This is a genomic window from Bradyrhizobium sp. HKCCYLRH3059 (assembly GCF_051168035.1).
Taxonomy (GTDB): domain Bacteria; phylum Pseudomonadota; class Alphaproteobacteria; order Rhizobiales; family Xanthobacteraceae; genus Bradyrhizobium.
In genome coordinates this window covers 107,114-132,511 of sequence record NZ_JBNPUF010000009.1, presented here as the reverse complement: position 1 = coordinate 132,511, position 25,398 = coordinate 107,114, and the positions used below count along the sequence as shown (strand labels likewise).

The window sequence follows — 25,398 nt, the reverse complement described above, 5'->3', positions numbered from 1 at the left end:
AGCAAGCGGTGCGGCCTTCGACCGGCGACCGTTATCCTCTAGCCGCGCTCTCGACTGATTCGGCCGCGAATTCAAGCGACAAGCTCGACTGTCGCTCCGGTCGCGTCGATCAGGTGGACACGTTCGATCTCGGTGCGGGGCAGCAGGGCGCGAATCTCAGGCTCCGACATCAGGCTGAAGGCGGTCGAGAGCGCGTCTGCCGCCGTTGCATTGCCGGCGACCGTGGTCACGCTGCGATAGCGCTGCGCACAGCCGCCGTCGTGCGGATCGAACAGATGATTGAAGCGGCCTCGCGGATCGAAGCGGAAGCCATAGGCGCCCGATGTCGATACGGCGCGATCGATGATCGGAAGCAGTGCAGCGGTCCGGTCGGGAATGTCCGGATCGGCGATTGCGATCTCCCAGGGCCGTGCATCCGGCCGTGCGCCGATGGCGCGGGCTTCGCCCATGTCGACCAGGCTGTGCTGCACGCCCTCGCTGCGCAGGAGCTCGACGATCCGGTCCGTGACATAGCCCTGCGCGATGCCATTGAGGGTGAGCGCCATGCCGCGCGGCATGACGATGCGATCGCGGCTGACGCTCAGCCGCTGATGGCCGACCCGCGCCAGCGCCTCTTGCACGGCCGCTTGCGGCGGCCCGTCGGGATTGGCATGCGGGCGCGAAAAATGATCGGCATAGAGCGTCCACAGCGGTTGCACCGTCGGGTCGAAGCGGCCGTCGGTCATCGCGGCGTAGCGCTGCGAGCGTGTGAGGATGTCGACCAGCTCGGGCGCGGGGTCCACCAGCACGCCGGTGCGGTTCAGCGTCACCAGCGCCGATTGCTCCAGATACAGGCTGAACAGGCGCTCGAGCCGCCGGGCTTCGCCGATTGACACCGTGATCAGCCGTTCGGCTTCCTGCCGGTCGCGGTGATGAAGCTTGATCGTGGCGACGGCGCCGAGCAGCGTGCCGCGCCATTCGACCGACCCGCTTGTGCTGTCGGCCGCCTGCGCCCAGGAAGGAGCAACCGCGAGGCCCGCCAATGCGGCGCTGATGCGGATGAAGCGCCGGCGCGAGAGGTGAAGTGTCATCGCTGGACTCCCGTGGTTTGCTTCGAACCCGGCTCGGCCAGACCGGCGTTGTCGTCGGCGGAGCTCAGCACGTAGTCGCGGGGCACCTCGGTGAAGCCGACGATGCGGCCGCCGTGCTCGGCAGCGAACCGCTCGGCCGCGGTCCGATCCGAGAACGGCACCGCCTCGTCGCTGCCCATGCCGCTCCTGACCCGGCTGCCGATCACGAACACCGCCTTGCGCGCCTCGACCCAATTGTCGGCGCCCGGATTGTCCCAGCTCGCGGCTTTGCCCATGTCGGAGACGTAGATCGCCTGGATGTCCTTGGGCTCGTCGGGCAGCATCGTGAAGGCGATGGCGTCACGCGCGGAGGAGAACCACACCGGTTCGATCAGGCTGGCGGCGAAGATCTGTCCCTTGGGGCCAGAATGCTCGAGCAGATTCATGCCGCAATAATGCCCGATCGCCTCCGCCGTCAGCTTGATCGGCGGCGGCGGCGCGGCCGCCTGCCTGTCGTTGCAGGCGGCAAGCGCAAAGGCGGCGATGAGCAAGCCGGCGAAAGCGAGGCGTTTCATAGCTCCCTCCGGGAGAAGGCCAGCGCGGCGCCGGCGAGCGGCACCAACGTCCAAAGCACCAGCGCTGTGAGCAACACCTGCACCGACAGCGTGCTGCTGCCGGCGAGCCCGGCCATGCCGGAGAACAGGCTGACATTGGCGAAGCCGGTCAGGTTGAACAGCCGGTAGGCGTCGGTCGGGTTGAGCAGCAGCAGCGCGCTGAGCACGCCGCTGGAAACGTTGCGGCCCTGATCGATCACGAGAAGGCCGAGCAGCGCCATGTCGTAGATCAGGACGAGCACGAGCCACAGACCGATGCTGACCCCCGCTGCGGTGCCGCGGTCGCGCACCACTGCGCTGACGAGATAGCCGATCGCGACGAACACCGCGCCAAGCAGAACGGAGGAGCCGATCATCGCGGCGAAGGCCGCGAGCCCGTCACTGTCGAAGTGACTGCCGGCGATCAGCAGCGCTACGGCAGCGGCGCCATAGCCGAGGCAGGTCGCGAAGGCGAGCACCGCGAGATGACCGAGGAACTTGCCGAGCAGCACCTGCCAGCGCGCCACGGGATAGCTGAGCAGCAGCAGCATGGTGCCGCGCTCCATGTCTCCGACGATGGCGTCGTGCGAGATCAGAAGCGCGATCAGCGGGATCAGGAAGATCGTCAGGCTCGACAGGCTGACGATGACGACGTCGAGCGCGCGCGCGCCCACGGTGCCGGTCGGTGCGCTGCCGAGAAAGGTCAGCGACAGCGCGAGCCCTGCCAGCAGCAGGGTCGACGCCAGCACCCAGCGGTTGCGGATCGCCTGCTGGATTTCCTTCGCGGCGATGGTGATCACGGCATTCATTGCGAACGCTCCGCGTGGCGCAGGAAATGCGCGTAGAGCTCGTCGAGACTGGGTGGAATGAGCTCGAGATCCTGCACGGCGGTGCCGTCGGCCGTCGCACGGCGCAGCAGAGCGATCTTCTCGTCCGGCGCTGCGTCGATCTCGACGATGTGGCCATTGACCCGACGATAGGAGGTCGCCTCCGGCAGCCAGGAGGGCCGGCCGGATGGCGGCAGCTCAGCGACCTTGACCCGGATCCGGGTCGGCAGTCGCGCGAGGCGGCGCAACTCGTCGAGCGTGCCGTCGGCGACCTTGAGTCCCTTGTTCATGATGATGACACGGCCGGCCCGCTCCTCCAGCTCGGTCAGCGCATGCGATGACAGCAGCACCGTCGTGCCCTCGGCGGCGAGCTTCTGGATCACCTCGTAGAACGTCTGGCGCAGCTCGGGATCGAGACCGGTGGTCGGCTCGTCCAGCAGCAGCACGCGTGGCCGGCCGATCAGCGCCTGTGCCAAGCCGAGGCGCTGGCGCATGCCCTTCGAGTAGGTATTGACGCGGCGTCCGGCAGCGTCGCCCAGCCCGACGACATCGAGCAGCGCCAGCGCGCCCTTCACAGGCTCGCGCTTGAGGCGGGCGTAGAAGCTCTGCGTCTCGCGGCCGGTGAGCGCGGCATCGAAGGCGACGTTCTCCGGCAGATAGCCGAGCCGACGCCGCGAGGAGAACTCGCCCGCGGCCGGGTTTTCGCCGAGCAGCGCGATCGCGCCCTTGGTCGGTCGGATCAGGCCGAGCATCATCTTCATCAGCGTGGTCTTGCCGGCGCCGTTGTGGCCGATCAGGGCCACCATCTCCCCGGCCGCGAGATCGAACGACACGCCCTTGACGGCTTCGACCTTGCCGTAGTGCTTGATCACGTCGGCGATATGGACGGTCGCGCTCATCGGGCGCTGCTCCTAGCGGCAGTGCGGCGCGCCGGCGGTGGCGACATCAGCGGATGGCTGTCGACCACGCCGCCGGGCAGGATCGCCGGGAACTGCGCCTGCGCCCAGCGGATCACCTGCACGGCCGGGCTGTTGATCAGGACCTTGGCGGCCGGCGCGGTCCACAATACGCGGTCGATCAGATCATTCGGCCGATAGGCGGTGTCGGCAATGCCGTCGCCGTTGAGGTCGAAGCCCGGGTTGTCGCTCCAATAATTGCCGCGGCCGTCTTTCGACCAGTCGAGATGGCGGGTGCCGACATACTTGATCTGGCTAGCATTGTTGACGAAGGCATTGCCCCTGATGTCGTTGCCCTCGGAGCCGGCGGTAAAGTGAACGCCGATCTCGCACCCTTCGAACCAGTTGTCGGTGATATGGTTGTTGTTGGTGTTGTAGATGAACACGCATTTCTCGGGACCGGGACGGGCGCCGGCGGTCGGCGTGGCCGTGCTCGCATCGGCCTGCGGCACGCCTTCGTCGGTGCCGCGGTTCTCCGCGGTGGCCCAGCGCTCCGCCGGCTGCAACCCGCCGATCACGCTGTTGCCGGCGATCTGCGAGCCGTTGGCCGCGTTGAACAGCAAGCCGCGGTCGCGGTCGTGATCCGAGACGTTATCCCTCACGACGAGCGCCTTGGAGAACATCATCGCATAGCCGATGATGTTGCGGGTCGAGACGTTTCCGGAGATTTCGCTGTCGTTGGTGTACATGAAGTGGACCGCGAAGCGCAGGTCGCTGAAGCGATTGCCGCTGAAGACGTTGTTGCGGCTGGTGATGGCGAACACGCCATCGCGGCCGTACCGGAATTGGTTGTCGATCACCTTGGCGCCCGGCGCGTTCCAGACCGAGACGCCGTTGCCGGTGACGCCGCCGCGCGTCGCGCGCAGGCCGATGATGCTGTTGTGACGGACCATGGCGTTGGCTGATCCGTGCAGATAGACGCCGAACAGATTGCCCTCGATGCGGTTGTTCTCGATCACTGCGTCGTGCGCGGCCTGCTCGACGAAGATGCCGGAATCCATCTTCTCCAGCGCGCGGCCGGATCCGTCGATGGCGAGGCCGCGAATGACGGTGCCCGGCGCCGCCACGGTGATGACGCTGCCCTCGCCACCACCGCTGATCACGGCGCCCGGAGCCCCAGCCAGCGTCAAGCGGTGGCTGATCCGTAGCGGTCCGCGATAGGTGCCGGTGGCGAGCGCGATCTCGTCGCCGTCGGCGGCGCGGTCGAGCAGGGCCTGCAGGTCGGTGGTGTCAGTTCCGACCTGCAGAGTCGCCGCCTGGGCGCGGAAGGGCAGGCCGGCGACGACGAGCGCCGCCAGCCCCAGAGTCTTGATATGGCGCATGCGCCGCATCGCTCACGCGTTCCGCGGCGAGACCAGCATGCGTCCGCGCATTTCCATGTGCATGGCGTGGCAGAACCATGTGCAGAAATACCAGTACACGCCGGGCTTGTCGGCGATGAACGTCACCGACGAGGTCTGCTGCGGATCGATCTCCATGTTGACGCCGTAGTTGACGATGCAGAAGCCGTGCACCAGATCCTCGACGTCGTCGATGTTGGTGACATAGACCGTCACCTCGTCGCCCTGCTTGACCTCGAACTTTTCGAGCGCGTAGGCGGGCGCGCTGGACCACATGTAGACGCGCACCTTGTTGCCATCGCGGATCACCTTGGCGTCGCTCTCCAGCGTGACGCCGTCGGCTGCGGCCTGCTTGCGGGCGTCGGCGAAGAACGGGTCGTCGCGTTTCCAGATCGAGGTCACGCGGCCCTCGAGCTTGGAGCGGTGCACGATCACGGCGTCATGCGGCTCAGCGAAGCTCGGGCCGTCATGCACCAGCTCCATCTTGTCGCCGGAGATGTCGATCAGCTGGTCGTTCTCCGGCTTGAGCGGGCCGACATTCAGGAAGCGATCCTTGGAGAACTTGTTCAGCGACAGCAGCCATTTGCCGTCGGCTTCCTTGGTCTCGCCCATCGAGGCGTGGTTGTGGCCCGGCTGATAGTGGACGTCGAGCTTCTGGATGATGGGGTTGACCTTCTCGCCCTTGAAGGCGCGCTTGGCGAGATCGAGGCTCCATTTGCAGACCTGGCTGTCAAGGAACAGCGTAGTGTAGGCGTTGCCCCGGCCGTCGAAGGCGGTGTGCAGCGGCCCGAGGCCGAGCTCCGGCTCGGCCACGACGACGTCGCGCGGCTTGATCTTGTCGTCGAACAGGTTGTCGATCAGGCGGACGTCGATCACCGTGACCGTCGGCGCCAGCTTGCCATTGGCGACGACGTGGATGCCATCGGGGGCCGTGTTGAGGCCATGCGGACTGTTGGAGACCGGCACGTAGCGCGTGTAAGGCGATCCTTTGCGGCCGTCGATCACGGGAACGCCGTTCATCTCCTTGAAGTCGCCCTTCTTGACGGCCTCCTCGATGCGCTTGATGTTGAAGATCGTGACCCAGTCCTGTTCGCTTGCCGTCATCTCGGCCAAGGTGACGCCCTTCTCCGAGTTGTAGCAGGTCGAGAACGCATATTTGCCCTGGTAGTCGCAGTCGGTGTTGTCGAGATTGCCGTCGACGATCACCTGCCAGGCGACCTTCATGGTGTCGCCGTCGACGGCCGAGAACATCGACCAGTATTTCGACTTGTCGTCGAGCACCTTGCCGTCGTTCGGCAGCGGCACCTCATATTCGCCGTTGCAGAAAACGTAACCGGTGCGCGGGAACTTCTGCGGACGCATGCCGTGGATGGTGTACTGGTTCGGCAGCTCGATGATCTTGTCGCATTTCATCACGTCGGTGCGAATGCGGGCGAGGCGGGTGTTGGCCTTGTCGTTGATGAAGATGTAGCGGCCGTCATATGTGCCGTTGGTGAACGACATGTGCGGATGGTGGCAGTCGCCGTTCATCCAGATGCCGAGCCGGTCCTTGAGCCGTTCGCGCGTCTCGGGCAGCAGCCCCTCGGTCATGATCTTGCGGCTCTCGTTGGTTTGGCCCCAGCCGGTGGCGCTGCACCGGTTGAAGACCGGAATGCGCATGAGCTCGCGCATCGAGGGCATGCCCACGATCCGCAACTCGCCGGTCTGGCCGCTGGAGAAGAAGACATAGTACTCGTCGAGCTGGCCGGGCGCGACCTCCGCCTTGCCGGCGCCTTGCGCCGGTCGCGACTGTGCGGCGGCCGGCGTGGTCTCGACGCTCTTGCCGAGGCCGATGCTGCCGGCAACGCCGGCCGCGCCGAGCGCGGCGGTGCCGACGATTTGTCGGCGGCTGAGTTTCGTCTGGTCGTCGTCGTGCGCCATCGTCGTCTCCTTATGATGGATGAGTGAGATCGTTGGATTGAGCCGGCGCCGTCGTCGGCCGACCGGCATGGGTGATCACGGTCTTCGGACCGGATTTGGCGGCGCGCATCGACGGCGATGACATCGCCTCGAACTTCTCGCGCTTGAGCCGGACCTGGATCATGTGCGGACAGCGCTGATCGTCGTAGTAGAGCTCCTGGCAATGCATGCAGTAGATGCATTCATTGACATTGATGTGTCCCTCGGGATGGATCGACTGCACCGGACATTCCTTGGCGCAGCGCTGGCAGGGCGAGCCGCACTCCTTCCAGCGACGCAGCCATTCGAAGGTGCGGATGCGTCCGGGAATCGCCAGCGCGGCGCCCAGCGGGCAGAGATAGCGGCAGAAGAAGCGTTCGATGAACAGGCCGATGCCGAGCAGCGCCGCGGCATACAGCACGAACGGCCAGCTGCGCGAGAATTTCAGGATGATCGCGGTCTTGAACGGCTCGACCTCCGCGACCTGCTCGGCGAGCGCGACCGAATACAGCGACAGCCCGAACAGGCCGAGGAAGATGATGTATTTGATCGGCCACAGCCGCTCATGCAGCCCCCAGGGCACCGTGATCTGCGGCACCTTGAGCCATTTTGCCACTGTGTTGGTCAGCTCCTGCAGCGCGCCGAACGGACAGAGCCAGCCGCAGAACGGCCCGCGGCCCCAGAACAGCAGTCCAGCCGCCGTTGCCGCCCACAGGATGAAGATCAAGGGCGCCGCGAGGAAGAACTCCCAATGGAAGCCGGTCAGCAGCGCGTTGACGAAGGTGACGACGTTGACGACCGAGAGCTGGGCGTTGGCGTACCAGCCGAGCCAGACCAGCACGAACAGCAGATAGGCGCGGCGCACCCAGGTGTAGAGCCGGGGACGGCGCACCAGAACGTTCTGGAAGAAGAAGATCCCTGTGAGCGCGGCCAGCGCCAGCGCGGTGATGCCGATGGAGACCGTCTGCGAGCGCCAGATGCGCATCCATAACGGCTCCTCGGTGTCGTCGGCGACCGGTTGCGCCGTGGTCGGGGCGGGACGCGCGGACGTCGCCTTCGCTGCCGACACAGCGGGGCGCGTCTGCTGCTTCAAGTAGGCGTCGGGCACCGTGTAGTCGACATCGAATGTCAGGAACGCCTTGTCGTGGCTGCCTGTGCTTCGTTGCACCAGGAGCTGGAGCTGCCATGGCTCGGTCGGGTCGAGCGTGAATTCGGGCGGCGTGATGAACAGTCCGATCTCGCGCAGGGCAGGGGCGCCGGCGGCGGTCAGCGCACCGAGTCGCATGTGGTTCTTGTCGCGGAACCGTGTGCTTCCGCCCTCCTGCAGCACCTCGATACGGTCGAAGATGCCGCCTCGGACATAAGCGGAGCCCTTGAACGAGTAGACGCCGTCGCCGGCGACGACGATCGCCTGCTGTCCGGGCTGCAATCGCTGCTTGAGTCGCTGATAGCCCTCGTCGCCGAGCAGGCTGCGGCCGATCGTGGGCACGCTGGCCATGGCCACATAGAGATCGATGAAGGTGTCGCCGGCATCGCCGGGCTCCGGATTCTGCGCGGCCGCCGCATTGCCCGACTTGGCGAACGCGTCGTTGACGTCGCCGATGCTGAGATGCAGGCGCCGCACCGAGCCGTCGCCGAGCAGACTGCTCCAGTCGCGGATCTCGCTCTTGTCGGGATCGACCGTCTTGGTCACGCCGGGCTGCGCTGCGGCGGCGGTCGCCGCTGAGCCGGCGCCGATGCGGCCGCTGCGGATCAGGCGCGTGGCGGCGCGCACGATGCTGTCGTGCATCACCAGCACGGTGACCGTGGCACCTGAGACGATGTCGGCCTGCGGCGCATGTTCCGCGCCTTGCGCAATCGGCATCATGTCCTTGCCGAGCAGGCCGTTGAGTGCGGCAACGATGCGTGGCTGGGGAATGCCGATCAGCACGATGGGCTCTTTGTGATCGACCAGCTTCAGCCCGGTGATGACGCCCTTGGGATCGATGCCGACGAGGATGTGGATCGGCTTGCCCGAATAGCCGACGGAATTGGCGAAATCGGAGTTGAGATAGACGTAACCCTTGAGCTGATCGCCGCGATACACCGGCATGATCGGCGGCTCGCCTTGCGGCTCGCCGAAACGATCCGCATCCGGGAACAGCTCACCCGGCGTGATCTTCGAGAGGTAGGTTGCGAGATCGCCGGCCGCATGTGCTGCGCGCGGGGCCGCGATCGCGCAGAACCCGATGAGGATTGCTACCAGGATAGCAGGCATGCGCCACCGATTGGTGGCGACATCACTCGCAACCATGATCACCTCAAGCGGAACGGACGGCCCGCGAAGGGGCCGTATTCCAGTCAGGACTGTTTCGGGGAAGGAAGGATCGTCGCCATTGACAATCCCTGAGCAAATAGAGTCGGGTTAAATTGACTCCTTATCGTGCCGGTTGTCTAGTGGGTCGCAATCCGACGGACGTTGCGCTGGATCAAACAAGCCAGGACAATCAGGCGGACCATCATATGTTGTTGACACGCACGCTCTCGCTCAAGTCGGAACCGGCCGGGAACCTGCATTCGATCGACGAGCTGTTCGCGCTCGCCAATGCGATGGAGCAGGAGGCGGCCGATCGCTACGACGAGCTGTCCGGAGAGATGCAGCGTCAAGGCCGGCTCGATCTGGCCGCTGTCTTCGCGAGGCTGGCCGCGGCCGAGCGCGAGCATGTCGACAGTGTCGCGCAATGGTCGCAAGCGCGAACGGGGCGTGCCCCCGATGCGTCGCTGGTGCGCTGGCAACCACCGGAGACCTTTGAGCCCGGCGTGGCACGCGAAATCCAGGACTCGCGGCTGATGACGCCGTACCGCGCGCTGTCGATGGCGGTGCGCAACGAGGAGCGGGCCTTTGCGTTCTGGTCCTATCTTGCGGCATTTGCCGATGATCCCGAGGTCAAGAGGGCGTCCGAGGCGATGGCGCGAGAGGAACTCGGTCATGTCGCGACGCTGCGCAAGGAGCGGCGCCGTGCCTATCATCTTGAGACCGACGCCAGGCGCGCGGCGTCGGTGGCGTCGGACGCCGGCACGATCGACGCCGGCCGGCTGGAGCGTCGACTCGCCGAGTTGCTCGACGCGATGGCTGTGCGCGCCGCTGGCCGCCCGGCGGATCGCGTGCGCGAGCTTGCGCAGGAAGCCGCGGCAATGGCATCGGAGGTTGCGGACCTGTTGCGCCTGCCGGCTGGGCTCGCGCAAGCCGATGCGGCCGTGCTGGCGGAGGCGCTCGCGGACGCGTATCTGGAGCATGCGGAGCGAGCGACCGAACCGGACCGGCTCGATCTGATGCAGCGGCTGGCGTCGCAGGCGATCGCCCGGCTGGCCTGGCTGCGGTCGCTCGGTTGAGTCCGACTCCAGAACTCCGCGAAAGAGGCGAAAGACAAGGGTCGCCCAGCCAAGCTGGATGACCCGATCATCATGAGGCTCAGTTGCGGGTCGGCGCCGGCACGGCGGTGCGGTTCGCTGGCACCGTGACGGGCTGGAAGGAGAACACGTCGCGACTGCGCGGATCGACGGTCACCTTGAGCCAGCGCACGTCGTTGTTGCCGTTGCCCTGATTGTCGCCGAACGTTTCGACGCGAACGAAGTTCTCAAGCCGCTGGCCGGCACTGTTGAGGAAGGGCTGGTCGATCCGGAAGTAATGGGAATCGCCGTGGACGTAGGCGACCGGCTTGCGGAACGCCTCGACTTCGGTGCGCAAGGCGGTCAGAAAGCTGACGAAGCCATCGGGCTGCCCGTCGGCTTCGGCGAGCGTCCTGGGATCGCGCAGCGGCGCGCGCGTCGGATCGGCCTGGTCCCAGCCCGGGTTGCCCTGGGTGATGAACATCACCGCGGCGGAGTTGCGCCTCTTGGCTTCCGCGAAGGTCTGTTGCATCCACAGAATCACGGCCGCGTTGCGCGCGTTGTATTCGTCCGGATCGGGATTTGTGTCGCAGAGATTGTTGCAGGATCCCTGGATGTTGAGGGTCGCGTAGGTGACCCGGCCAACGGTCCAGCGGCGATTCTCGACGCAGCCGACCTTGGTGCCGTTGGCGCTCAGACACAGCGGATCGGTCTGCACCTCCTGGCGCAGCTTGCGCTGGCCGAGCGAAAACGACGTCGAGAAGAACACCTTGCGCTCGTAATCGAGCCGGTCGCGCGAGTTGAAGCCGCCATTCGAGGGGCGATCGCAATCGACCCAGTCATTGTCGCCCGGGGTGAACATCGCGGGCGCCTCGAGGCTGTTGAAGTAGGCGAGCGCCTGGGCGTAGAGGCCGGCGTCGCAGGCGGAATTGGAGCCCTGCTTCAGGTCGCCATCGTGCGCCGTGAATTTCAGCCGATGGGCGTTCATGTCGGCGATCAGGTTGGGGACGCCGACGGTGGCCTGCAGCGTGGAGTAGGGCAGGTCGCCCCACAGGCCGATGGCGTAGCTGTCGTCATCGTCGTCGAAGCCATGGTCGTGCGCAAGGCTCGGCGCGGCAGCGGACAACGCCAGCAAAGACGCCGTGACGGACAATGTGAGCAATTCATGAAAGGCAGATTTGAACGATGATCGAAGTGACATTCTGCAAGATCCCCCAAGACCTCGGTTGCAACGCGCCGCTTCGTTCAAGCGGCGGCGGGACGATGCGGAGGCTCGATAACGGGGGCGTGACGATCGGCTGACAATCCGCTGACGGCGTCACGATGTTGCAAATCGGTGCACGATCAATCTCGTCGCCGCGCACAATGCGCAGATGGCCCGCCGCAACGTGTGCGGCGGGCTGTTCTTGACAGCGGCAGACTCCCGGTCGATCAGCGGTCGTCGCCGTATCCGTGCTCACCGTGGTCGTGATGATGCCAGCCGCCGTCGTGATCGTGATCGCCATCGTTATCGCCGAAGGCGAACAGATTCATCAGGTCGCCGATCGCAGGACGGTTCTTCGGCACATAGCGGTTGTCGTCCCGGTCATGGATCGGATTGGGGAGTCGGTCGCGGCTGACGGCGGAGATCGTGGGCAGCCGCCAGTTGCGCTCGATGAATTTCAGCAGCGAGACGTGATCGTAATAGGTGTGGTCGACATGACCCTTCTTGGCCAGCGGCGAGACCAGGATGAAGGGAATGCGGGTGCCGTCGCCGAGGAAGTCCACCGGCTGGACATAGCCGGAGTCATAGTAGCCACCGCCCTCGTCCGTCGTGATGAAGATCGCGGTCTTGGCCCAGAGCTGCGGGTTGGCCTTGACGCGATTGATCAGGGCCTCGAGGAATTTTTCGTAGAGGTCGGTGGTCGAATCGGCGGGATGCCCGGCGAGCGCCTCGAACGGACGCACGAATGACACTGCGGGCAGCGTGTTGTTCTGCACGTCCTTCACGAAGGCGCCGTAGTTCTGCAGCTTGGCTTCCTCGGCGGGGTTCTTCATGATGTTGTTGAAGCCGGTGAGCGGGTCGCAGATGCCGCAATAGGAGTGGAACAGCAGCGGCACGCCGTCGACGCTCTTGGCGAAGGTGGTGGCATCGTCACCGCGGTCGGCGCTGTAGTATTTCCAGGACACGCCTTTTGCGGTCATCACGTCGGCGATGGTCGGCGCGCTCTGCGGCGGCAGCACGAACTTGTCCGAGCCGAGGGCATTCGGCTTGGCGCTGGTCTGGTTCCAGAACATGCTGTAGTTGTTGACGAGATAATAGTGGTTCGGCGCGCAGTTGTTGCTATAGACGCCGTTCTTGAAAAGCTGCTCGTTGACGGCGGCGACGCCGGGCGCGCTGGGGTCCGAGCAATTGACGTAGGAGCCGCCGCTGTAACCGTCCTGCTTGTAGTAGTTGTTGGTGCCGGGAACCGGATCCGGGTTCTCGATCTGGTTGGCGTAGGGCACGGCGGGGGCGCCGTTCAGCGTCTCGGGATTGGTGAAGAACGCGGCGTGGCCGGTCACGAGCGCCTGGAAGTTGGCTCCGGTGCCGCCCATGATCGCCTGATGATAGTTGTCGCTGATCGCATACTCGTCGGCGAGCTGCTTGAAGAACGCTGCGTCACCGGGCTGGGCCTTGCCGGCGGCGTCGGTGAACGGGTTCATATTGTAGAAGCCCATCGAGATGGCGCCTTCCATCGGGTTGAACCCGCCGGCCGGATAGGGCTGACCGTTCGAGCCGGTGCCGATGGTCTGCTCGACCCACACGAATTTGTCGTGCTTGCCGCCGTCGATGTCCTGCCACATCTGGAAGAAGCGGTGCACCGGATCTCCGGTGTAGGCGGCATAGGAGACGTATTTCGAAATCTGGTACGGGCCGTTGGGAAGATTGGCCGGGAAGCGGGTGTCGAGGACGTTCTGCGGCAGGCCGATCCCGTAGGTGGTGTAGGGCTGCGGAAGTGTCGCATAGGCGCCGGTGGACGCGGTCTCGGCAGTGTAGCGAACCTCGTCGCGGCCGATCCGTTGCTCCGCTTTCTTGAAATGCCGGCCCGGCGTGCCGTCTTCGTTGACGATTCCCTTGCTGAGCAGATTGTCGATCGTCTGACCCGCCTTCGGCTTGTAGGTGCCGAACAGATTGTCGAAGGTGTGGTTCTCGCCGACGATGATGATGACGTGCTCGATCGGGGTGCTGGTCGCCGCCCCGGCGAAGGCTGGTGCGACGCTGGTCGCCGTGAAAACGGCGGTGGTCGCAAGGGCGAGCGCCTTGGACCGAGTGACTGTTCTGGTCATGAGATCTCCGGACGGAGGAGGGTGGTGGCGCGCATGCTGATGGCCGCTTGCCTGCGACGATCTATCGCGGCAACAAATTGCAACGTGGTGTCGGTCTTGCTTCGGTTTTGTGAAATGCGCGGAGCAGCGCGGATACTGGACACGCACGTCACAGCGCCAGCTTGGCAGTGCGTGTGCCGCCGGGGGCTTGACTCCATTGCTGTCGGGAGCCAGCGCTCGCCGGGCTATGGACCGGTGATACTGGTCAGAGCTGGCCGGGCACCCAGCTCAGCGCGAGGGCTTGGCCTTGCGCGATCTGGCTGGCCGACATCTTGGATGCGACGGCGTTGCGAAGCCGCAGGAAGTAGCTGCGCTGGGTCGACTTGGCATGTCCGGCAGCAAGGTTCAGCCATTTGTAGGCGAGCACGACGTCCTGTGGAACGCCATGACCCTTGTCGTACATCAGGCCGAGCATCGCTTGGCCGAACGGATTGCCGGCTGCGGCGGCCTGACAATAGAGATCGCTCGCGACCTCGTAGGCCTGCGGGGTTCCAAAGCCGTTTTCATACATGAAGCCGAGCATCGCCTGAGCGCGTGGATCGCCGCGCAGGGCAGGCGGGGTCAGCACGCGCACGGCGCGGACGAAGTCGCCGCGCGCATAGGCGATGCGTGCGGTGCTGACCGAATCGGCGCGAACGGGCGAGGCGAGTGCTCCGAGCAGCAGGATGGCTGCGGTGCAGGCGATGGTGAGGCGCCCCATCGTCGGCCGGATCACTTGGCTGGGGTCAACGGGTGGTGCGGACACGCAAATCATCCGTAATGCTCGCTCCAACCGATCCGCGGAGCTTGGAACGGAGTTCTTCGGCCACCTGATGGGCATCGCTGCCGTCGCGAATGATCTGTGGCCGGATGAAGATGATCAGTTCGGTTCGCGTGCCCTTCTTGCCCTGATGCGAGAACGCATCGCCAAGCACCGGGATCTCGTCGAAGCCGGGAATGCCGTTGCGACTGCCGTTCTGCTGCTCGCTGATCAGGCCGGCCAGCAGCACCGTCTGGCCGTTGGCGACCGAGACGGCGCTCTTGACCTTGCGCTGCGACACCGTCGGCGTGAGACTCGCCGCCGTCTGCGCGGCGACGTTGCTGATCTCCTGCTCGATCTCGAGCCGGACGTTGCCGTTGGCGGCGATCCGCGGCACGACGCGCAAGATGATGCCGGTGTTGCGATAGTCGATGGTGTTGACCACCGTGTTGCTCGATGACAGCACGGTGGCGCTGCCGGTCGAGACCGGCACGACGTCGCCGACCTGCAGGGTGGCGGTCTGGTTGTTGATCACGACCAGCGAGGGATTGGAGAGCACCTTGACGCTGGTGACGGTATGGAGTGCGTCGAGGATCATGTTGGGCGAGGCGTCGTGTCCGATCAGGAAGTTGAAGCCGGGCAGAGCGCGGTTGATCAAGGCCGTCGTCGCCGCGGATGTCGTCGCTGTGGCGACCGACGTGGCTTGCGTATTGGTGATCGATCCTTTGTCGGTCCCGAGGCCGAGCACCTTGCTCGAAAGATAGGCCTGCACGCCGTAGGACAGCTCGTTGGTGAGCGTCACTTCGGCAATCGTGGCGTCGATCCCGACCTGCAGCACCGGCTGGTCGAGCTGCTGCAGCGTGCTGGAGATGATGCGGTAGTTCTCGCGGTCGGCATAGATGAGCAGCGAGTTGTTCACCGTGTCCGGGGTGATCCGGACATTCGGCATGATGGCCTGGCCTCCGCCAGCACCACTGCTGCGTGGCTCCAGCCCGGTCGAGGACGGCGTACTGCTGGAGGACGATGTGCTCGAAGATGACATGCTCGAGAGACCACCGGCTTGGGACCGGCTCGTCGGATTGGCGCTCGAACCCGATGATCCCGCTGCATTTGTGTTGAAGGAGAGCCGATCGGCGACCGATGTCGTCGTGCCGTCGGACCCCGGCGCGGTCTGGCCGTCGGCGCCGTCGGTGGAGGACGAGCCGGCGCCGCCGAACATGTCGGTGAGCACCTTGGCGAGCTGGCGCGCGTCGCCGTAGCGGACCCGGTAGACGTGGACGCTGGTGCGCCCGGAGTCGGCCTGATCGAGCCGGCGGATCCAGGTTGCCGCGCTCTGCAGCAGCGCTGGCTTGCGCGTCACGACCATGATCGCGTTGAGGCGATTGACGACCTGCAGCTTGACGAGATTCTGGCTCAATCCGTTCTCACCGGAGTCCATGATCTTCTCCAGCTCCGCCATCAAAGGCTCTGGCGCCGAATTGCTGACCGGGAAGATGCCGACGGACTGGCCGCGCATCCAGTCGACGTCGAAGCTCATCACCGTTTCGATCGCGGAGCGTCGCTCGGCTCCTGTGCCCTGGATCAGAAGCAAGTTCCGGGTAGTGTCGGCGCGCACGCTGCCGGCGCGGGTCGCGAAGCTGTCCATCAGCTTGAGGATCGTCTGCGCACCGACATATTGCAGCGGCACGACGGAGACGCCGTAGCCGGGCTCGGCGCGGCCGGCCTCGCCGTCGACGCGTCCGGCGCCGATGGCGTCGCCGAGCGGGGTCAGCTTGTAGCCGCCGCCTTCGCGGACCAGCACGACGCCGGACAGGCGCAGCGCGCTCTCCAGCACGAACAGGATGTCGGATTTCGGCACCGGCCGCGCCGACACCAGGCTGACGCTGCCCTGCACGCGGGGATCGATCGAGTAGCCCGCGCCGAGGATGTCGCCGATCACGACCTTCGCAACCACCGCGATCGGCGTGTTCTCGAAATTGAGGTCATAGCCCTTGCCATCGGCCGCCGGAAGCGGCCTGACCTCGGCGACCTCCTGAACCGTGGTCCCCTGATATGTCCGCGCGCTCGCGCGCTCGACCTCGGGGCGTCCCTGGATCGATGCGACCGGTCCACTGTCGCGCGGCAGGATATCGAGCGAGCGCACCTTGTCGATGACGTCGACATCGGCCGGCGCGCTGGCCTGGGAATTGAGCGTTGCCATGTTGCAGGAGGCGAGCAGCACCGCAATCGCCAGCAGCGAGGCAGGTCTGACAACCGCAGCGGACTGGCTTCGATTGCCGATACGAAACATGGACTTACCGATCTACTCGTGTTGACCGGCCGAAACGCAGCTGCGCCTCGTTTAGACCGCGCAGCCTGCATAGCGGTCCAATATGACACTTATGTATAATTGGCGGCTGCCGCCCGACCTTTGCGCCGCATGTGTGTCGGAAATGTCGGCGCCTCCGGCATTCGTACAGCCGTCATGTTCGCGATCAATAACGTGGGTCACCAGTAGCGGCGTGCCGAGACGTTGGGGCCGGCACGGGCGCCACCCGGATCACGCCATGAGCGGTACACTGTCGACCCAATTTCATGCCTATCTTCGCGAGCGCCATCCCCAGGCGGCGGGCGAAGGCGGAGCTGCGGGCGAAACGCAGATCGCGCTCTGGGACAGGTTCGGCCTGACCGCCGACGTTTTCGCGGAGGAGGTCGCCGGCTTCACCGGACTGCAGCGCGTCGCGCTGCGCGAACTGATGGCGGCACTGCCCGCGGTGAGCGAGTTCTCGGACCGCTTCCTCCGCGAGGTGCTCGGCTATCCATACAAAGATTCTGACGGCGCCGCCGTGTTCGCGATGGCCGATCCGACCGATCAGGCCGTGCGCCGGGCCGCCGAACTGGTGCTCGGCCCGCAGACTCTCTTCAAGGTCGCCTCGCATGAGGATATCGCCGTCGTCCTCGACCAGCGGCTTGGCGATTCCGACGACGCCGAGATCTCGCCGGCACAGGAGATCCGTGACGACGACATCGAAAGTCTGCGCGATCTCGCCAGCGGCGCGCCGGTCGTCCGCGCGGTGAACGATCTGATCGAGAAGGCGGTGGAGATGCGCGCCAGCGACATCCACATCGAGCCGTTCTCGACCGGCCTCGTGGTCAGGTTGCGTGTCGACGGCCTGTTGCGTCCGATCGCAGCGCCCTCAGGCGTGCTGCCGCAGGCAGTGATCTCGCGCATCAAGATCGTCGCCGGTCTGAACATCGCCGAGCGGCGCCTGCCGCAGGACGGCGCGGCGCGGATTCGCGCCGGCCGGGCTGAGATCGACGTCCGCGTCGCGGTCATGCCGACCCAGCACGGGGAATCGGCGGTGCTGCGCATCCTGCCGAAGGATCGCTCGCAGCTGGTTGCGAGCCGCCTCGGCCTCGCGACCCGCGACGACGCTGCACTCCGGCGCCTGATCACGCTGCCGCACGGCATGATCGTGATCACGGGGCCCACCGGCAGCGGCAAGACCACGACCCTGGCGACGATTCTGTCCATGCTCAACACGCCGGAGCGCAAGATCCTCACTGTCGAGGATCCGGTGGAATATGAGATCCCCGGCATCAATCAGTCGCAGATCAAGCCGGCGATCGGGCTGACATTTGCGAGCGCGCTGCGCTCCTTCGTGCGCCAGGACCCCGACGTCATCATGGTCGGCGAAATCCGAGACAGCGAGACGGCGCATGTCGCCGTCCATGCTGCGCTGACCGGCCATTTGGTGCTGACGACGCTGCACACGGAAACCGCCGCGGCGGCGGTGCCGCGCCTGCTCGACCTCGGCGTCGAAGGCTTCTTGTTGCGGTCGACCCTGCGCGCGGTGATCGCGCAGCGGTTGGTGCGCCAGCTCTGCGATCACTGCAAGACGCCGAAGCCGCTCGATGACGAGGCGTGTCGCGATGACCCGCGCTTCGGTCATCTCGGCCTCGTGCCCGGCGACATCACTTGGTATCCGACGGGATGCGAGCGATGCGGCCAGAGCGGCTATCGCGGCCGGGTCGGCGTATTCGAGCTGCTCGAGCTGACAAGCAGCCTGCGCGAGCTGATCGCTGACAGTGCCGACGGTCTCACGATCGATCGGCTGGCGATCCGGGAAGGCATGACGACGATGCTTGACGACGGCGTCGCCAAGTGCCGCGCCGGCGTCACCTCGGCCTCCGAGCTGCTTCGTGTCCTCGTGGCGCGGTGAGGTGGATCGTGCCGAGCTACCGCTATCGCGCCCTGACGCAGTCCGGTGAGATCGTCGTCGGCTCCCTCGTCGCGCCGTCGCGCGGCGAGGTCGAGCGGCGCATCTCCTATCTGCAACTGCTGCCGATCGAAACCGTGGAGGAGAAGGAGCGGACGGGGGCTGCGTCCGGGCTCTCGTTCGGCGCTCCGTCCGCGGCTGAAGTGACCACTTTCACGCGCGACCTGGCCCTGCTGCTCAAGGCCGGCGCGCGGCTCGACGACGCGCTCGACCTGCTGTCCGGCGACTCCGACATCGGCCGCCTCCGTCCCGTGGTGGCGCGGCTGCGCGCGGCGATCATGGCCGGCGAAAGCTTCGCGGACGCGGCGGCTGCCCAGCCGCGGCTGTTCTCGCCGATGTATGTCGCGCTGATGCGCGTCGGCGAAGCGTCGGGAACGCTCGACCACGTGCTGACTGCGCTGGCCGGCGAACGCGAGCGTTCCGAGGCGACGCGACGCAAACTGACCGACGCGATGCAATACCCCGCCTTCGTCTTCCTCGCGGCGATCGGCGTGATGCTGTTCTTTCTCGTGGCCGTGCTGCCGAACTTCTCCGCCGTGCTGCGCGACTTCGGCGGCCGTGCCGATACCGCGCTCGGCTTCTTCATGACGATGTCGGATCTGCTGCGCGCCAATGCAGTTGCGATCACGTTCGGCTGTGCGGCGCTGCTTGCGGCAGGCTGGTGGCTGTTGCGTCAGCCCGCGGTTCGCGCCGGCCTGACCAGTGTGCTGGCGGTGACGCCCGGCATCGGCAGCCTCCTGCTGTTCTATCGGACCAGCCTGTTCTGTCGCAATCTCGGCCTGCTGCTCGGCTGCGGCGTCAATCTGAGCGCGGCCCTGCGCATCCTCGTTGACGTGATGGCGGTGACGTCGTCGCGCGCGCCATGGTCGGCGGCGGCGGATCGCGTCCGTCACGGTGGCAAGCTGTCCCAGGCGCTGTCGGCCGACAACATGCTGCCGCCGATGGCGCTGCGCATGCTGCGGCTCGGCGAGGAGACCGGCCAGTTGCCGACGCTGTCGACCCGGATCGCCGAATTCTACGAAGCCAAGCTGCAGCGGGGACTCGACCGTGTCGTCGGCATCGTCGGTCCCGCCGCCATTCTGCTGATCAGCGTGGTCGTCGGTGGCCTGATCGTCTCGATCATGACGGCCCTGCTTTCGGTGACGCAACTGGTCGGCTGACCGACATCAAGGAGAACGACATGAGATCAGATACGCAGATCGAGCCGGCCACGAGGGCCGGGTGCGAACAGGAGCGCGGCTTCACGCTGGTCGAGATGCTGGTCGTGATCACGATCATCGGACTGATCATGGGGCTGATCGGTCCGCGCGTGCTGAACTATCTCAGCGAATCCAAGACCAAGGCAGCGCGGATCCAACTGCAGAGCTTCTCGGCGGCGCTCGATCTGTTCTATCTCGATGCCGGCCGCTACCCCTCGACCTCGGAAGGTCTCGCGGCGCTGGCGCAACGGCCGGCCGGATTGAGCGCCTGGAACGGCCCCTATCTCAAGGGCGGTGCCGTGCCGAAGGATCCGTGGAATACGGCCTATGTCTACCGCGCGCCGGGCGACCACGGCCCGTATGACATCCTGTCCTACGGTGCCGATGGCCAGGAGGGCGGCAGCGGAACGGCGGCGGACATCGTCCTGGGAACGCCGACGCAGACGAGCGCGCGCAGTGAGTGACGACGGCCAGCGCGGTTTCACGCTGCTCGAGATGGTCTGCGTGCTCGCGATCGTCGCGCTGCTGGCGTCGGTCGCGCTGCCTTATCTGCCGCGGCAGACGTCGCGACCGCGGCTGCAGGCCTATGCGCTGCAGGCGGCGACGCTGTTGAAGTCGGATCGTGCCTCATCGATGCGGACGGGTACGCGCGTCGACACTGAGATCGACACGTCGCGCCGCTTGATCCGCTCCGGCAGCGGCGCGGCTGCGTTGAAGCTGCCCGACGACGTCGCGTTCCTGGCGACGTTGCCGCGCAGCTGCCAGCATCGGCCGGTGCTGGCGACGATCAGCTTCTTTCCTGACGGCCTGTCCTGCGGCGGCGCGATTACCTTGTCGCGCGCCGATCTGAGCCTGGAGATCAGGGTGAACTGGCTGACGGGGAGGATCGACATTGTCTCGCGCGCGCTTGCCAATGGTTGATATAGGCGACCGGAGTGACGCAGGCTTCACGCTGATCGAGGTGCTCGTCGCGCTCGCGATCGTCAGCGTGTCGATCATCGCCATCGGCGCCGTGGTGTCGCGCAACGCGGCCAGTGTTCGCAAGCTCGAGCAGCATGTCACACTGGTCACCGACATGAGGCTGGCATTGGCAACGGTGCTGGCTGATCGCGGCCGGCTGCAGCCGGGCAGCATCGATCAGCGCTCCGGCTCCGGGTCGGTGGTGCTGCAGGTCAGGCCGCTCGGTGGCGATTGGAATGAGCCGGCCGGGCAGACCGGGTGGATTCCGGAGGCAGTGACCTTGCGTGTGAAGACCGGCTCGGGCGCCGTCGCCGATGTGCAGACGGTTCGCCTCGCGCGAGGAGCGCGCTGATGCGCGTCCCACCCGATCGACCGAAACAGCAGGGCTTTGCGCTGATCGAGGCGCTGGGCGCGCTCGCGATTGCCGGGATCGTGTTGTCGGCGCTGGCTGCGGTGACGTCGCAATGGCTGCCGGCATGGAAGCGCGGATTGGATCGCGTGCAGCGCGCCGAGATGGTGGCCGCCGCGCTGCGGCGGGTCGGCGATGATTTCGTTGCCGTGCAGTTTGTTTCGGCCAATCGCGAGCAGAAGGGACCGCTGTTCGTGGGCGACGAGGTCTCGGCGGTGTTCGTGCGCGCCGAGTTTGGTCCGAATGCGGGACATGGCCTCGATGTCGTGCGCATCGGCGAGGAAGGGAGCAGGGGCGAGCGCGCTCTGCGGCGATCGCGTGCCGCGTTCGAGCCCGTGTCGGTCGGCCAGCCCGTGACCGAGCATTTCAAATTCGTCGATCCCGTGGTGCTGCTGTCGGCGCCGTTCCGGATGTCGTTCGCGTATGCCGACAGGACGATGGCCTGGACGACGGAATGGCGCGATGCGACCAAGCTGCCGTCCGCCGTCCGCATGACGATCTACGACGACAGCCGTGGCGGCGCGGCCGTACTCGTCAGCGCAGTCCGTATTCAGGTCGATGCGCCGGGGGGCGGTTTTGCCGATACGGGAGCGGGCGGCACCGCGAACCAGCCAGCCGTGGCCGAGCCGGCCCAACCGAACAAGAGCGAGCCGGTCGACTGATGCCCGTTCGCTTCTTCAGCTATGGCTCTGCCGACAGGCGCGGCGCGCAGGATGGCTTCATCCTGATCGCTGCGCTGTGGATGCTCGCGGCGCTGGCGGCCCTCGTCGTGGTCGTCTCGCAGCAGCTGGGCAGCTCGGCGCGGTTGCTGCGGCTCGAAGACGAGGCGGTCGAGGCCGATGCGCTGATCTCGGCGGCCATCGAACTGTCGGCCTATCGTCTGCTGCTGTCCAAGGATGAGGAGCGGCCGCGGCAGGGCGGTTTCCGCCTGGCCCTTGCAGGCAACGACATCGCAGTCTCGTTCGTCAACGAAGCGGCGCGGATCGATCTCAACACGGCCTCGAAGGACATGCTCGAAAACCTCTTCGTCACGCTGGGCGTCGACCGGGATGCTGCCAAGGATCATGCTGAGCGGGTGGTCGCGTGGCGCTCCAAGCCGTCCGATGCAGCCAGGGCCCAGGCGGAGGAGGCGCGCTATGCGGCGGCCGGTCTCAAGCGTGTCCCGCGCCTGGCGCCGTTCGCGCATGTCGGCGAGCTGTCGCTCGTCCTCGGCATTCCCGCATCGCTCGTCGATCGGGTCCTTCCGCTGGTGACCGTCTTCAACGGCTCTCCCGGAATCGATCCGACGATCGCTGCGCCGGAGGTCGTTGCAGCGTTGCCGGGAATGACGCCGCTGATCTTGAAGGATTTCCTCAACGCAAGGGCGTCGCTGTCACAGGATGCCGATACGCTGGCCCAGACGCTCGGTCCTGTTGCGAAGGAGGCCGCCAAGGGCAAGAGCAAGGCCTATCGGCTGCGCATCGTCGTCAGTCCGGCGGGCGGGCTTCGTCATGCGGCGACGGCGGTGATCGTTCCCGGCGAAGGCGAGGAGCCTTATCGGCTGCTGGCGCGCCAGGACGAGGGGCCGCAACCGAGGGGAGCGCTTCAGGCGCGGAGAATGCCATGAAGCTGACCGAAGCGATCGAGCGCGGACTGACGGTGTGGACGGCGAGCGTCGCGACGGCGATCGAAGCCGTGGCCGATCGGCTGCTCAGACGTCCGCAGGTCCTGGTCCGCCATGACCGAACAGAAAGCGTCGTCTTGACGATTCAGGCGCAACCGAAGGCGAAGGTGAAGCCGATGCCGGCGCCGGCAAGGGTGAATCCGGCGGCCGGCGCTGCGCAGGCCGGGCTCTCGCCGGAGTGGCTGCGAACGTTGCGCGGCGCCGCGCTGGAAATCCATCTGGCCGCCGAGAGCGTCCTGGTCCGCCCGCTCGACTTTCCGAGGCAGGCCGAGCCGTTTCTCGATGGCATGATCCGGACTCAGATCGGCAGGTTGACGCCGTGGAATCTCGATCAGGTCCTCTACGGTTGCAGCGCCCCGCGCGCAGCCGGGGATCGGATCGCGCTGACGCTCGCGGCGACGCCGCGTGCTCTGGTCCAGCCCTTGCGTGACTTGGCCGATGAGGTCGGCGCCGCCAGGCTCGTCATCACCGCCGATGTCGGCTCAGCCGATGGCGGCCAGATCCAGATCTTCAAGACGTCGCTGCGCTCGTCGCTTGCCGGCGGGCGCGATCTCGGGCGCGTGCTCAAGCTCGGCTGGCTGTCGGTTGCTGCGACCACGGCCGTGCTGCTGATCGCGACGACATTGATCGGCGGATATCTCGATGGCGAGCTCGAAGATGCGCAGGCGCAGGTCACGCGGCTGCGCGCGGCGCTGCGGCCCGCGATGGGCGCCACCGCCGCCGACGGGCTGCTCGCCAAGCGCAAGCAGACCAGTCCCGCCAGCGTCATCGTGCTCGACACGCTGTCGAAGATTCTGCCCGACGGGACGTATGTCGTCGAGATGCATGTCGAGAACGATCGGCTGCAGATCTCCGGCCTGACCCAGGACGCCCCCGCGCTGATCCGGCTGATCGAGCAGTCGCCGCAGTTCAGCCGCGCCACCTTCTATGCGCCGACGACGCGCACCGCCGGGGAAGCGGGCGAGCGTTTCCATATCGAGGCGCGCATCAACGCCTATTTCGGGGACCGGGCATGAACTGGTCGACATCGCTGCGCCGGATCTTCGTGAACTCGCCGGCCGCTTCTGCGATCCTCTATGCGACGACCATCGTCGCGCTGCTCTGGCTTGGTGCTGCAGCGGTCGCCGATCTCGTCGCCAAGCGCGACCAGCTCAATGACACCAACGCGCAACTGGCGCAGTTTTCGGGACGCAAACGGCCGGCCAGCAGTTCCTCCTCGGACAGCGCGACGGCTCCGGGCGGATCGGTGTTCGTCGAGGGACGAACGGTCACCATCGCGGGCGCGGCGCTGGTGCAGCGCCTCACGGAGGCGATCAGCAAGGCCGGCGGCAGCGTGCTGTCGACCCAGGTCGAGCTACCGGCGGCGCGCGGCAACGAGAACCTGATCAGCGTCGTCGCCAGCTGCGAGCTCGAACAGCCGGCGCTGCAGCAGTTGCTCTATGATCTCGAAGCGGGATTGCCGTTTCTCTTCGTCGATCAGCTGCACGTGCAGCAACCGCTGGCGGCCGCGGCCGGCGGTGTGGGGCGGCTGACGGTGCTGGTCACCGTGTCGGGCCAATGGCAGGGAAAAATGTGATGCGATCGTTCGTCGGTTCAGGTCTCGTCACCGTTGCGACCGTATGCGTGCTTGCAGCTTCGCTCGGCCGTGCCTGGGGTGAGACGGCGGATGGTCTCGAGCCCGCTGCGCCCGCGCAGGCCGCGCCCGGCGCCTCCGACCCACCGGCCGTTTCCGAGGCGCCCAGCGCGCAAGTCCCGGGGCGCAGGAGTGCCAACCCGCTGTGGGATGTTCCGATCAGTGCTCTCTCGGCGACGCGCGACCGTCCGATCTTCTCGGCCTCGCGCCGGCCGCCACCGGTTGCCGCACCCGTCATGGTCATGCGAGCGCCGCCGCCTCCGCCGCAGCAAGAGCCGGAACGACCAAACCTGCAGCTCGTCGGCACGGTGATCGGCGACGAGGAGAGCTTCGGCATCTTCGTCGATGCCTCGTCGCAGGCGTCGCTGCGCTTGCGGGTCGGCGCCTCGCATGAGGGATGGGTGCTGCAGTCGCTGCGACCGCGTGAGGCCTCGCTGCTGAAGGCGCCGGAGACCGTCACGCTGCAAATGCCGCAGCTCGGCACAGCCGGCAGCGGCGACGTGCAGGCGGGACCGATGACCCCGCCTGCGCCGCCGGGCGGACGCGAGCGGATGGCGCGGCGGGCGCGTTGAGGTCACTGCTTACCGCATTCAGAAGGTCACGAGCAATTCGCTCCCGGTGGCCTGCAGAGCGAGTACGGCAAGCAGGCCGAGGACGAGGAACGGGCCGAACGGCAGCGCCGTTTGGCCTGTCAGCCGGCGGCCCATGATGAAGAGGACGAGCGCTGCGGCGAGTGCCGTCGTCGCGGCGATGAGCAGCAGGATCGGCATATTTGGCAGGCCGGCCCAAAGCGTCGCAGCCATCAGAAACTTGACGTCGCCGAGGCCCAATCCTTGGCGGCCGCGGGCCATTGCGTAGAGCAGCCGCAGCAGCAGCAGCGCCGAGCCGAGGGCGAGGGCTGCGGCGCAATTCCACAGTGCCTCGGGGAGATCGACAAGCGTCGCCAGTCTTGCGAAGCCGCTGGCGGCGACCAGTGCATTCATCCAGTCCGGCAGCAGCCCGCTGCGCAGATCTGTCCAGATCAGTCCGGCGCAGGTCAGGAGCAGCACGACGATCGTAACGATGTTGATGGCGTCGGTCACGCAGCCCTGGAATTCGCGGGGTCGGATCGCCCGA

General features: G+C 66.2%; 23 protein-coding genes. 11 read left to right on the top strand and 12 right to left on the bottom strand.

Annotated elements, in window-relative coordinates:
* Positions 1-71 precede the first annotated feature (71 nt).
* Genes ACQR13_RS26580 through ACQR13_RS26550 form a run of 7 tightly spaced genes read right to left on the bottom strand, consistent with a single transcriptional unit; the run spans position 72 to position 8,996 of the window.
* Entirely contained in the window at positions 72-1,070 is a 999-nt protein-coding gene (locus ACQR13_RS26580) for an FAD:protein FMN transferase (protein ID WP_316170909.1), read from the bottom strand.
* On the bottom strand, positions 1,067-1,624 hold the full coding sequence (locus ACQR13_RS26575) for a nitrous oxide reductase accessory protein NosL (RefSeq protein WP_315717454.1): 558 nt from the start codon (positions 1,622-1,624) through the stop codon (positions 1,067-1,069). The genes ACQR13_RS26580 and ACQR13_RS26575 overlap by 4 nt, the downstream gene beginning before the upstream one ends.
* Positions 1,621-2,451 carry an ABC transporter permease gene (locus ACQR13_RS26570; protein ID WP_316170908.1) on the bottom strand — a complete coding sequence of 277 codons (831 nt, stop codon included), beginning with the start codon at positions 2,449-2,451 and terminating at the stop codon, positions 1,621-1,623. Before ACQR13_RS26570 ends, ACQR13_RS26575 begins: the two co-directional genes overlap by 4 nt.
* Complete coding sequence (locus tag ACQR13_RS26565; RefSeq protein WP_315827796.1) at positions 2,448-3,368, bottom strand: ABC transporter ATP-binding protein; 921 nt, start codon at positions 3,366-3,368, stop codon at positions 2,448-2,450. Before ACQR13_RS26565 ends, ACQR13_RS26570 begins: the two co-directional genes overlap by 4 nt.
* On the bottom strand, positions 3,365-4,756 hold the full coding sequence (locus ACQR13_RS26560) for a nitrous oxide reductase family maturation protein NosD (RefSeq protein ID WP_434841987.1): 1,392 nt from the start codon (positions 4,754-4,756) through the stop codon (positions 3,365-3,367). The genes ACQR13_RS26565 and ACQR13_RS26560 overlap by 4 nt, the downstream gene beginning before the upstream one ends.
* Positions 4,757-4,759: 3 nt before the next feature.
* The gene (gene nosZ / locus ACQR13_RS26555; protein ID WP_315717460.1) at positions 4,760-6,685 is read right to left on the bottom strand and encodes a TAT-dependent nitrous-oxide reductase; all 1,926 of its coding nucleotides are present in this window, start codon (positions 6,683-6,685) and stop codon (positions 4,760-4,762) included.
* A gap of 10 nt (positions 6,686-6,695) precedes the next feature.
* On the bottom strand, positions 6,696-8,996 hold the full coding sequence (locus tag ACQR13_RS26550; protein ID WP_410052336.1) for a 4Fe-4S binding protein: 2,301 nt from the start codon (positions 8,994-8,996) through the stop codon (positions 6,696-6,698).
* 209 nt (positions 8,997-9,205) lie between these two features.
* Between ACQR13_RS26550 and ACQR13_RS26545 the strand changes: the two genes are divergently transcribed.
* On the top strand, positions 9,206-10,075 hold the full coding sequence (locus tag ACQR13_RS26545) for a ferritin family protein (RefSeq protein ID WP_315717461.1): 870 nt from the start codon (positions 9,206-9,208) through the stop codon (positions 10,073-10,075).
* A gap of 79 nt (positions 10,076-10,154) precedes the next feature.
* Here ACQR13_RS26545 and ACQR13_RS26540 read toward each other — a convergent pair whose 3' ends face one another.
* The 4 genes from ACQR13_RS26540 to gspD all read right to left on the bottom strand — a co-directional run bounded on the left by ACQR13_RS26540 (position 10,155) and on the right by gspD (position 16,449).
* Positions 10,155-11,273, bottom strand: coding sequence for a hypothetical protein (locus tag ACQR13_RS26540; RefSeq protein ID WP_434863399.1), 1,119 nt, complete (start codon positions 11,271-11,273; stop codon positions 10,155-10,157).
* A 230-nt stretch (positions 11,274-11,503) separates the two neighbouring features.
* Entirely contained in the window at positions 11,504-13,381 is a 1,878-nt protein-coding gene (locus ACQR13_RS26535; protein ID WP_316170901.1) for an alkaline phosphatase family protein, read from the bottom strand.
* A gap of 244 nt (positions 13,382-13,625) precedes the next feature.
* Positions 13,626-14,174, bottom strand: coding sequence for a tetratricopeptide repeat protein (locus ACQR13_RS26530; protein WP_315752547.1), 549 nt, complete (start codon positions 14,172-14,174; stop codon positions 13,626-13,628).
* Entirely contained in the window at positions 14,146-16,449 is a 2,304-nt protein-coding gene (gene gspD / locus ACQR13_RS26525; protein WP_316226536.1) for a type II secretion system secretin GspD, read from the bottom strand. The genes ACQR13_RS26530 and gspD overlap by 29 nt, the downstream gene beginning before the upstream one ends.
* Before the next feature lie 256 nt (positions 16,450-16,705).
* Between gspD and ACQR13_RS26520 the strand changes: the two genes are divergently transcribed.
* Genes ACQR13_RS26520 through ACQR13_RS26475 form a run of 10 tightly spaced genes read left to right on the top strand, consistent with a single transcriptional unit; the run spans position 16,706 to position 24,854 of the window.
* Positions 16,706-18,361, top strand: coding sequence for a GspE/PulE family protein (locus ACQR13_RS26520; RefSeq protein WP_434863398.1), 1,656 nt, complete (start codon positions 16,706-16,708; stop codon positions 18,359-18,361).
* Between the two features lie 8 nt (positions 18,362-18,369).
* Positions 18,370-19,578, top strand: a complete 1,209-nt coding sequence (locus tag ACQR13_RS26515) for a type II secretion system F family protein (protein WP_315752550.1) — start codon at positions 18,370-18,372, stop codon at positions 19,576-19,578.
* 20 nt (positions 19,579-19,598) lie between these two features.
* A complete protein-coding gene (gspG, locus tag ACQR13_RS26510; RefSeq protein WP_315752551.1) occupies positions 19,599-20,081 on the top strand; it encodes a type II secretion system major pseudopilin GspG in 483 nt (160 codons plus the stop codon).
* The gene (locus tag ACQR13_RS26505; RefSeq protein ID WP_315717469.1) at positions 20,074-20,538 is read left to right on the top strand and encodes a prepilin-type N-terminal cleavage/methylation domain-containing protein; all 465 of its coding nucleotides are present in this window, start codon (positions 20,074-20,076) and stop codon (positions 20,536-20,538) included. Before gspG ends, ACQR13_RS26505 begins: the two co-directional genes overlap by 8 nt.
* Positions 20,531-20,929, top strand: coding sequence for a PulJ/GspJ family protein (locus ACQR13_RS26500; RefSeq protein WP_315752552.1), 399 nt, complete (start codon positions 20,531-20,533; stop codon positions 20,927-20,929). Before ACQR13_RS26505 ends, ACQR13_RS26500 begins: the two co-directional genes overlap by 8 nt.
* Positions 20,929-21,648, top strand: coding sequence for a PulJ/GspJ family protein (locus ACQR13_RS26495; RefSeq protein ID WP_315752553.1), 720 nt, complete (start codon positions 20,929-20,931; stop codon positions 21,646-21,648). The genes ACQR13_RS26500 and ACQR13_RS26495 overlap by 1 nt, the downstream gene beginning before the upstream one ends.
* Positions 21,648-22,592, top strand: coding sequence for a general secretion pathway protein GspK (locus ACQR13_RS26490; protein ID WP_315752554.1), 945 nt, complete (start codon positions 21,648-21,650; stop codon positions 22,590-22,592). The genes ACQR13_RS26495 and ACQR13_RS26490 overlap by 1 nt, the downstream gene beginning before the upstream one ends.
* Entirely contained in the window at positions 22,589-23,665 is a 1,077-nt protein-coding gene (locus ACQR13_RS26485) for a PilN domain-containing protein (protein WP_315752555.1), read from the top strand. The genes ACQR13_RS26490 and ACQR13_RS26485 overlap by 4 nt, the downstream gene beginning before the upstream one ends.
* The gene (gene gspM / locus ACQR13_RS26480; RefSeq protein ID WP_315717474.1) at positions 23,662-24,225 is read left to right on the top strand and encodes a type II secretion system protein GspM; all 564 of its coding nucleotides are present in this window, start codon (positions 23,662-23,664) and stop codon (positions 24,223-24,225) included. The genes ACQR13_RS26485 and gspM overlap by 4 nt, the downstream gene beginning before the upstream one ends.
* On the top strand, positions 24,225-24,854 hold the full coding sequence (locus ACQR13_RS26475; protein WP_315717475.1) for a hypothetical protein: 630 nt from the start codon (positions 24,225-24,227) through the stop codon (positions 24,852-24,854). The genes gspM and ACQR13_RS26475 overlap by 1 nt, the downstream gene beginning before the upstream one ends.
* Positions 24,855-24,872: 18 nt before the next feature.
* Here ACQR13_RS26475 and ACQR13_RS26470 read toward each other — a convergent pair whose 3' ends face one another.
* Positions 24,873-25,364 (bottom strand): prepilin peptidase, encoded by a 492-nt coding sequence (locus ACQR13_RS26470; protein WP_315717476.1) that lies wholly within the window; start codon positions 25,362-25,364, stop codon positions 24,873-24,875.
* Positions 25,365-25,398: the final 34 nt, after the last annotated feature.

What these genes read in the sequence shown, in the direction of transcription:
- ACQR13_RS26570 (WP_316170908.1), bottom strand. Translation starts at nt 2,451, where the DNA reads ATGAATGCCGTGATCACCATCGCCGCGAAGGAAATCCAGCAGGCGATC.
- gspG (WP_315752551.1), top strand. Translation starts at nt 19,599, where the DNA reads ATGAGATCAGATACGCAGATCGAGCCGGCCACGAGGGCCGGGTGCGAA.
- ACQR13_RS26580 (WP_316170909.1), bottom strand. Translation starts at nt 1,070, where the DNA reads ATGACACTTCACCTCTCGCGCCGGCGCTTCATCCGCATCAGCGCCGCA.
- gspM (WP_315717474.1), top strand. Translation starts at nt 23,662, where the DNA reads ATGAACTGGTCGACATCGCTGCGCCGGATCTTCGTGAACTCGCCGGCC.
- ACQR13_RS26560 (WP_434841987.1), bottom strand. Translation starts at nt 4,756, where the DNA reads ATGCGGCGCATGCGCCATATCAAGACTCTGGGGCTGGCGGCGCTCGTC.
- ACQR13_RS26545 (WP_315717461.1), top strand. Translation starts at nt 9,206, where the DNA reads ATGTTGTTGACACGCACGCTCTCGCTCAAGTCGGAACCGGCCGGGAAC.
- ACQR13_RS26540 (WP_434863399.1), bottom strand. Translation starts at nt 11,273, where the DNA reads ATGTCACTTCGATCATCGTTCAAATCTGCCTTTCATGAATTGCTCACA.
- ACQR13_RS26565 (WP_315827796.1), bottom strand. Translation starts at nt 3,368, where the DNA reads ATGAGCGCGACCGTCCATATCGCCGACGTGATCAAGCACTACGGCAAG.
- ACQR13_RS26535 (WP_316170901.1), bottom strand. Translation starts at nt 13,381, where the DNA reads ATGACCAGAACAGTCACTCGGTCCAAGGCGCTCGCCCTTGCGACCACC.
- ACQR13_RS26490 (WP_315752554.1), top strand. Translation starts at nt 21,648, where the DNA reads ATGCCCGTTCGCTTCTTCAGCTATGGCTCTGCCGACAGGCGCGGCGCG.
- ACQR13_RS26520 (WP_434863398.1), top strand. Translation starts at nt 16,706, where the DNA reads ATGAGCGGTACACTGTCGACCCAATTTCATGCCTATCTTCGCGAGCGC.
- gspD (WP_316226536.1), bottom strand. Translation starts at nt 16,449, where the DNA reads ATGTTTCGTATCGGCAATCGAAGCCAGTCCGCTGCGGTTGTCAGACCT.
- ACQR13_RS26500 (WP_315752552.1), top strand. Translation starts at nt 20,531, where the DNA reads ATGGTTGATATAGGCGACCGGAGTGACGCAGGCTTCACGCTGATCGAG.
- ACQR13_RS26485 (WP_315752555.1), top strand. Translation starts at nt 22,589, where the DNA reads ATGAAGCTGACCGAAGCGATCGAGCGCGGACTGACGGTGTGGACGGCG.
- ACQR13_RS26495 (WP_315752553.1), top strand. Translation starts at nt 20,929, where the DNA reads ATGCGCGTCCCACCCGATCGACCGAAACAGCAGGGCTTTGCGCTGATC.
- ACQR13_RS26550 (WP_410052336.1), bottom strand. Translation starts at nt 8,996, where the DNA reads ATGGTTGCGAGTGATGTCGCCACCAATCGGTGGCGCATGCCTGCTATC.
- nosZ (WP_315717460.1), bottom strand. Translation starts at nt 6,685, where the DNA reads ATGGCGCACGACGACGACCAGACGAAACTCAGCCGCCGACAAATCGTC.
- ACQR13_RS26575 (WP_315717454.1), bottom strand. Translation starts at nt 1,624, where the DNA reads ATGAAACGCCTCGCTTTCGCCGGCTTGCTCATCGCCGCCTTTGCGCTT.
- ACQR13_RS26530 (WP_315752547.1), bottom strand. Translation starts at nt 14,174, where the DNA reads ATGATTTGCGTGTCCGCACCACCCGTTGACCCCAGCCAAGTGATCCGG.
- ACQR13_RS26475 (WP_315717475.1), top strand. Translation starts at nt 24,225, where the DNA reads ATGCGATCGTTCGTCGGTTCAGGTCTCGTCACCGTTGCGACCGTATGC.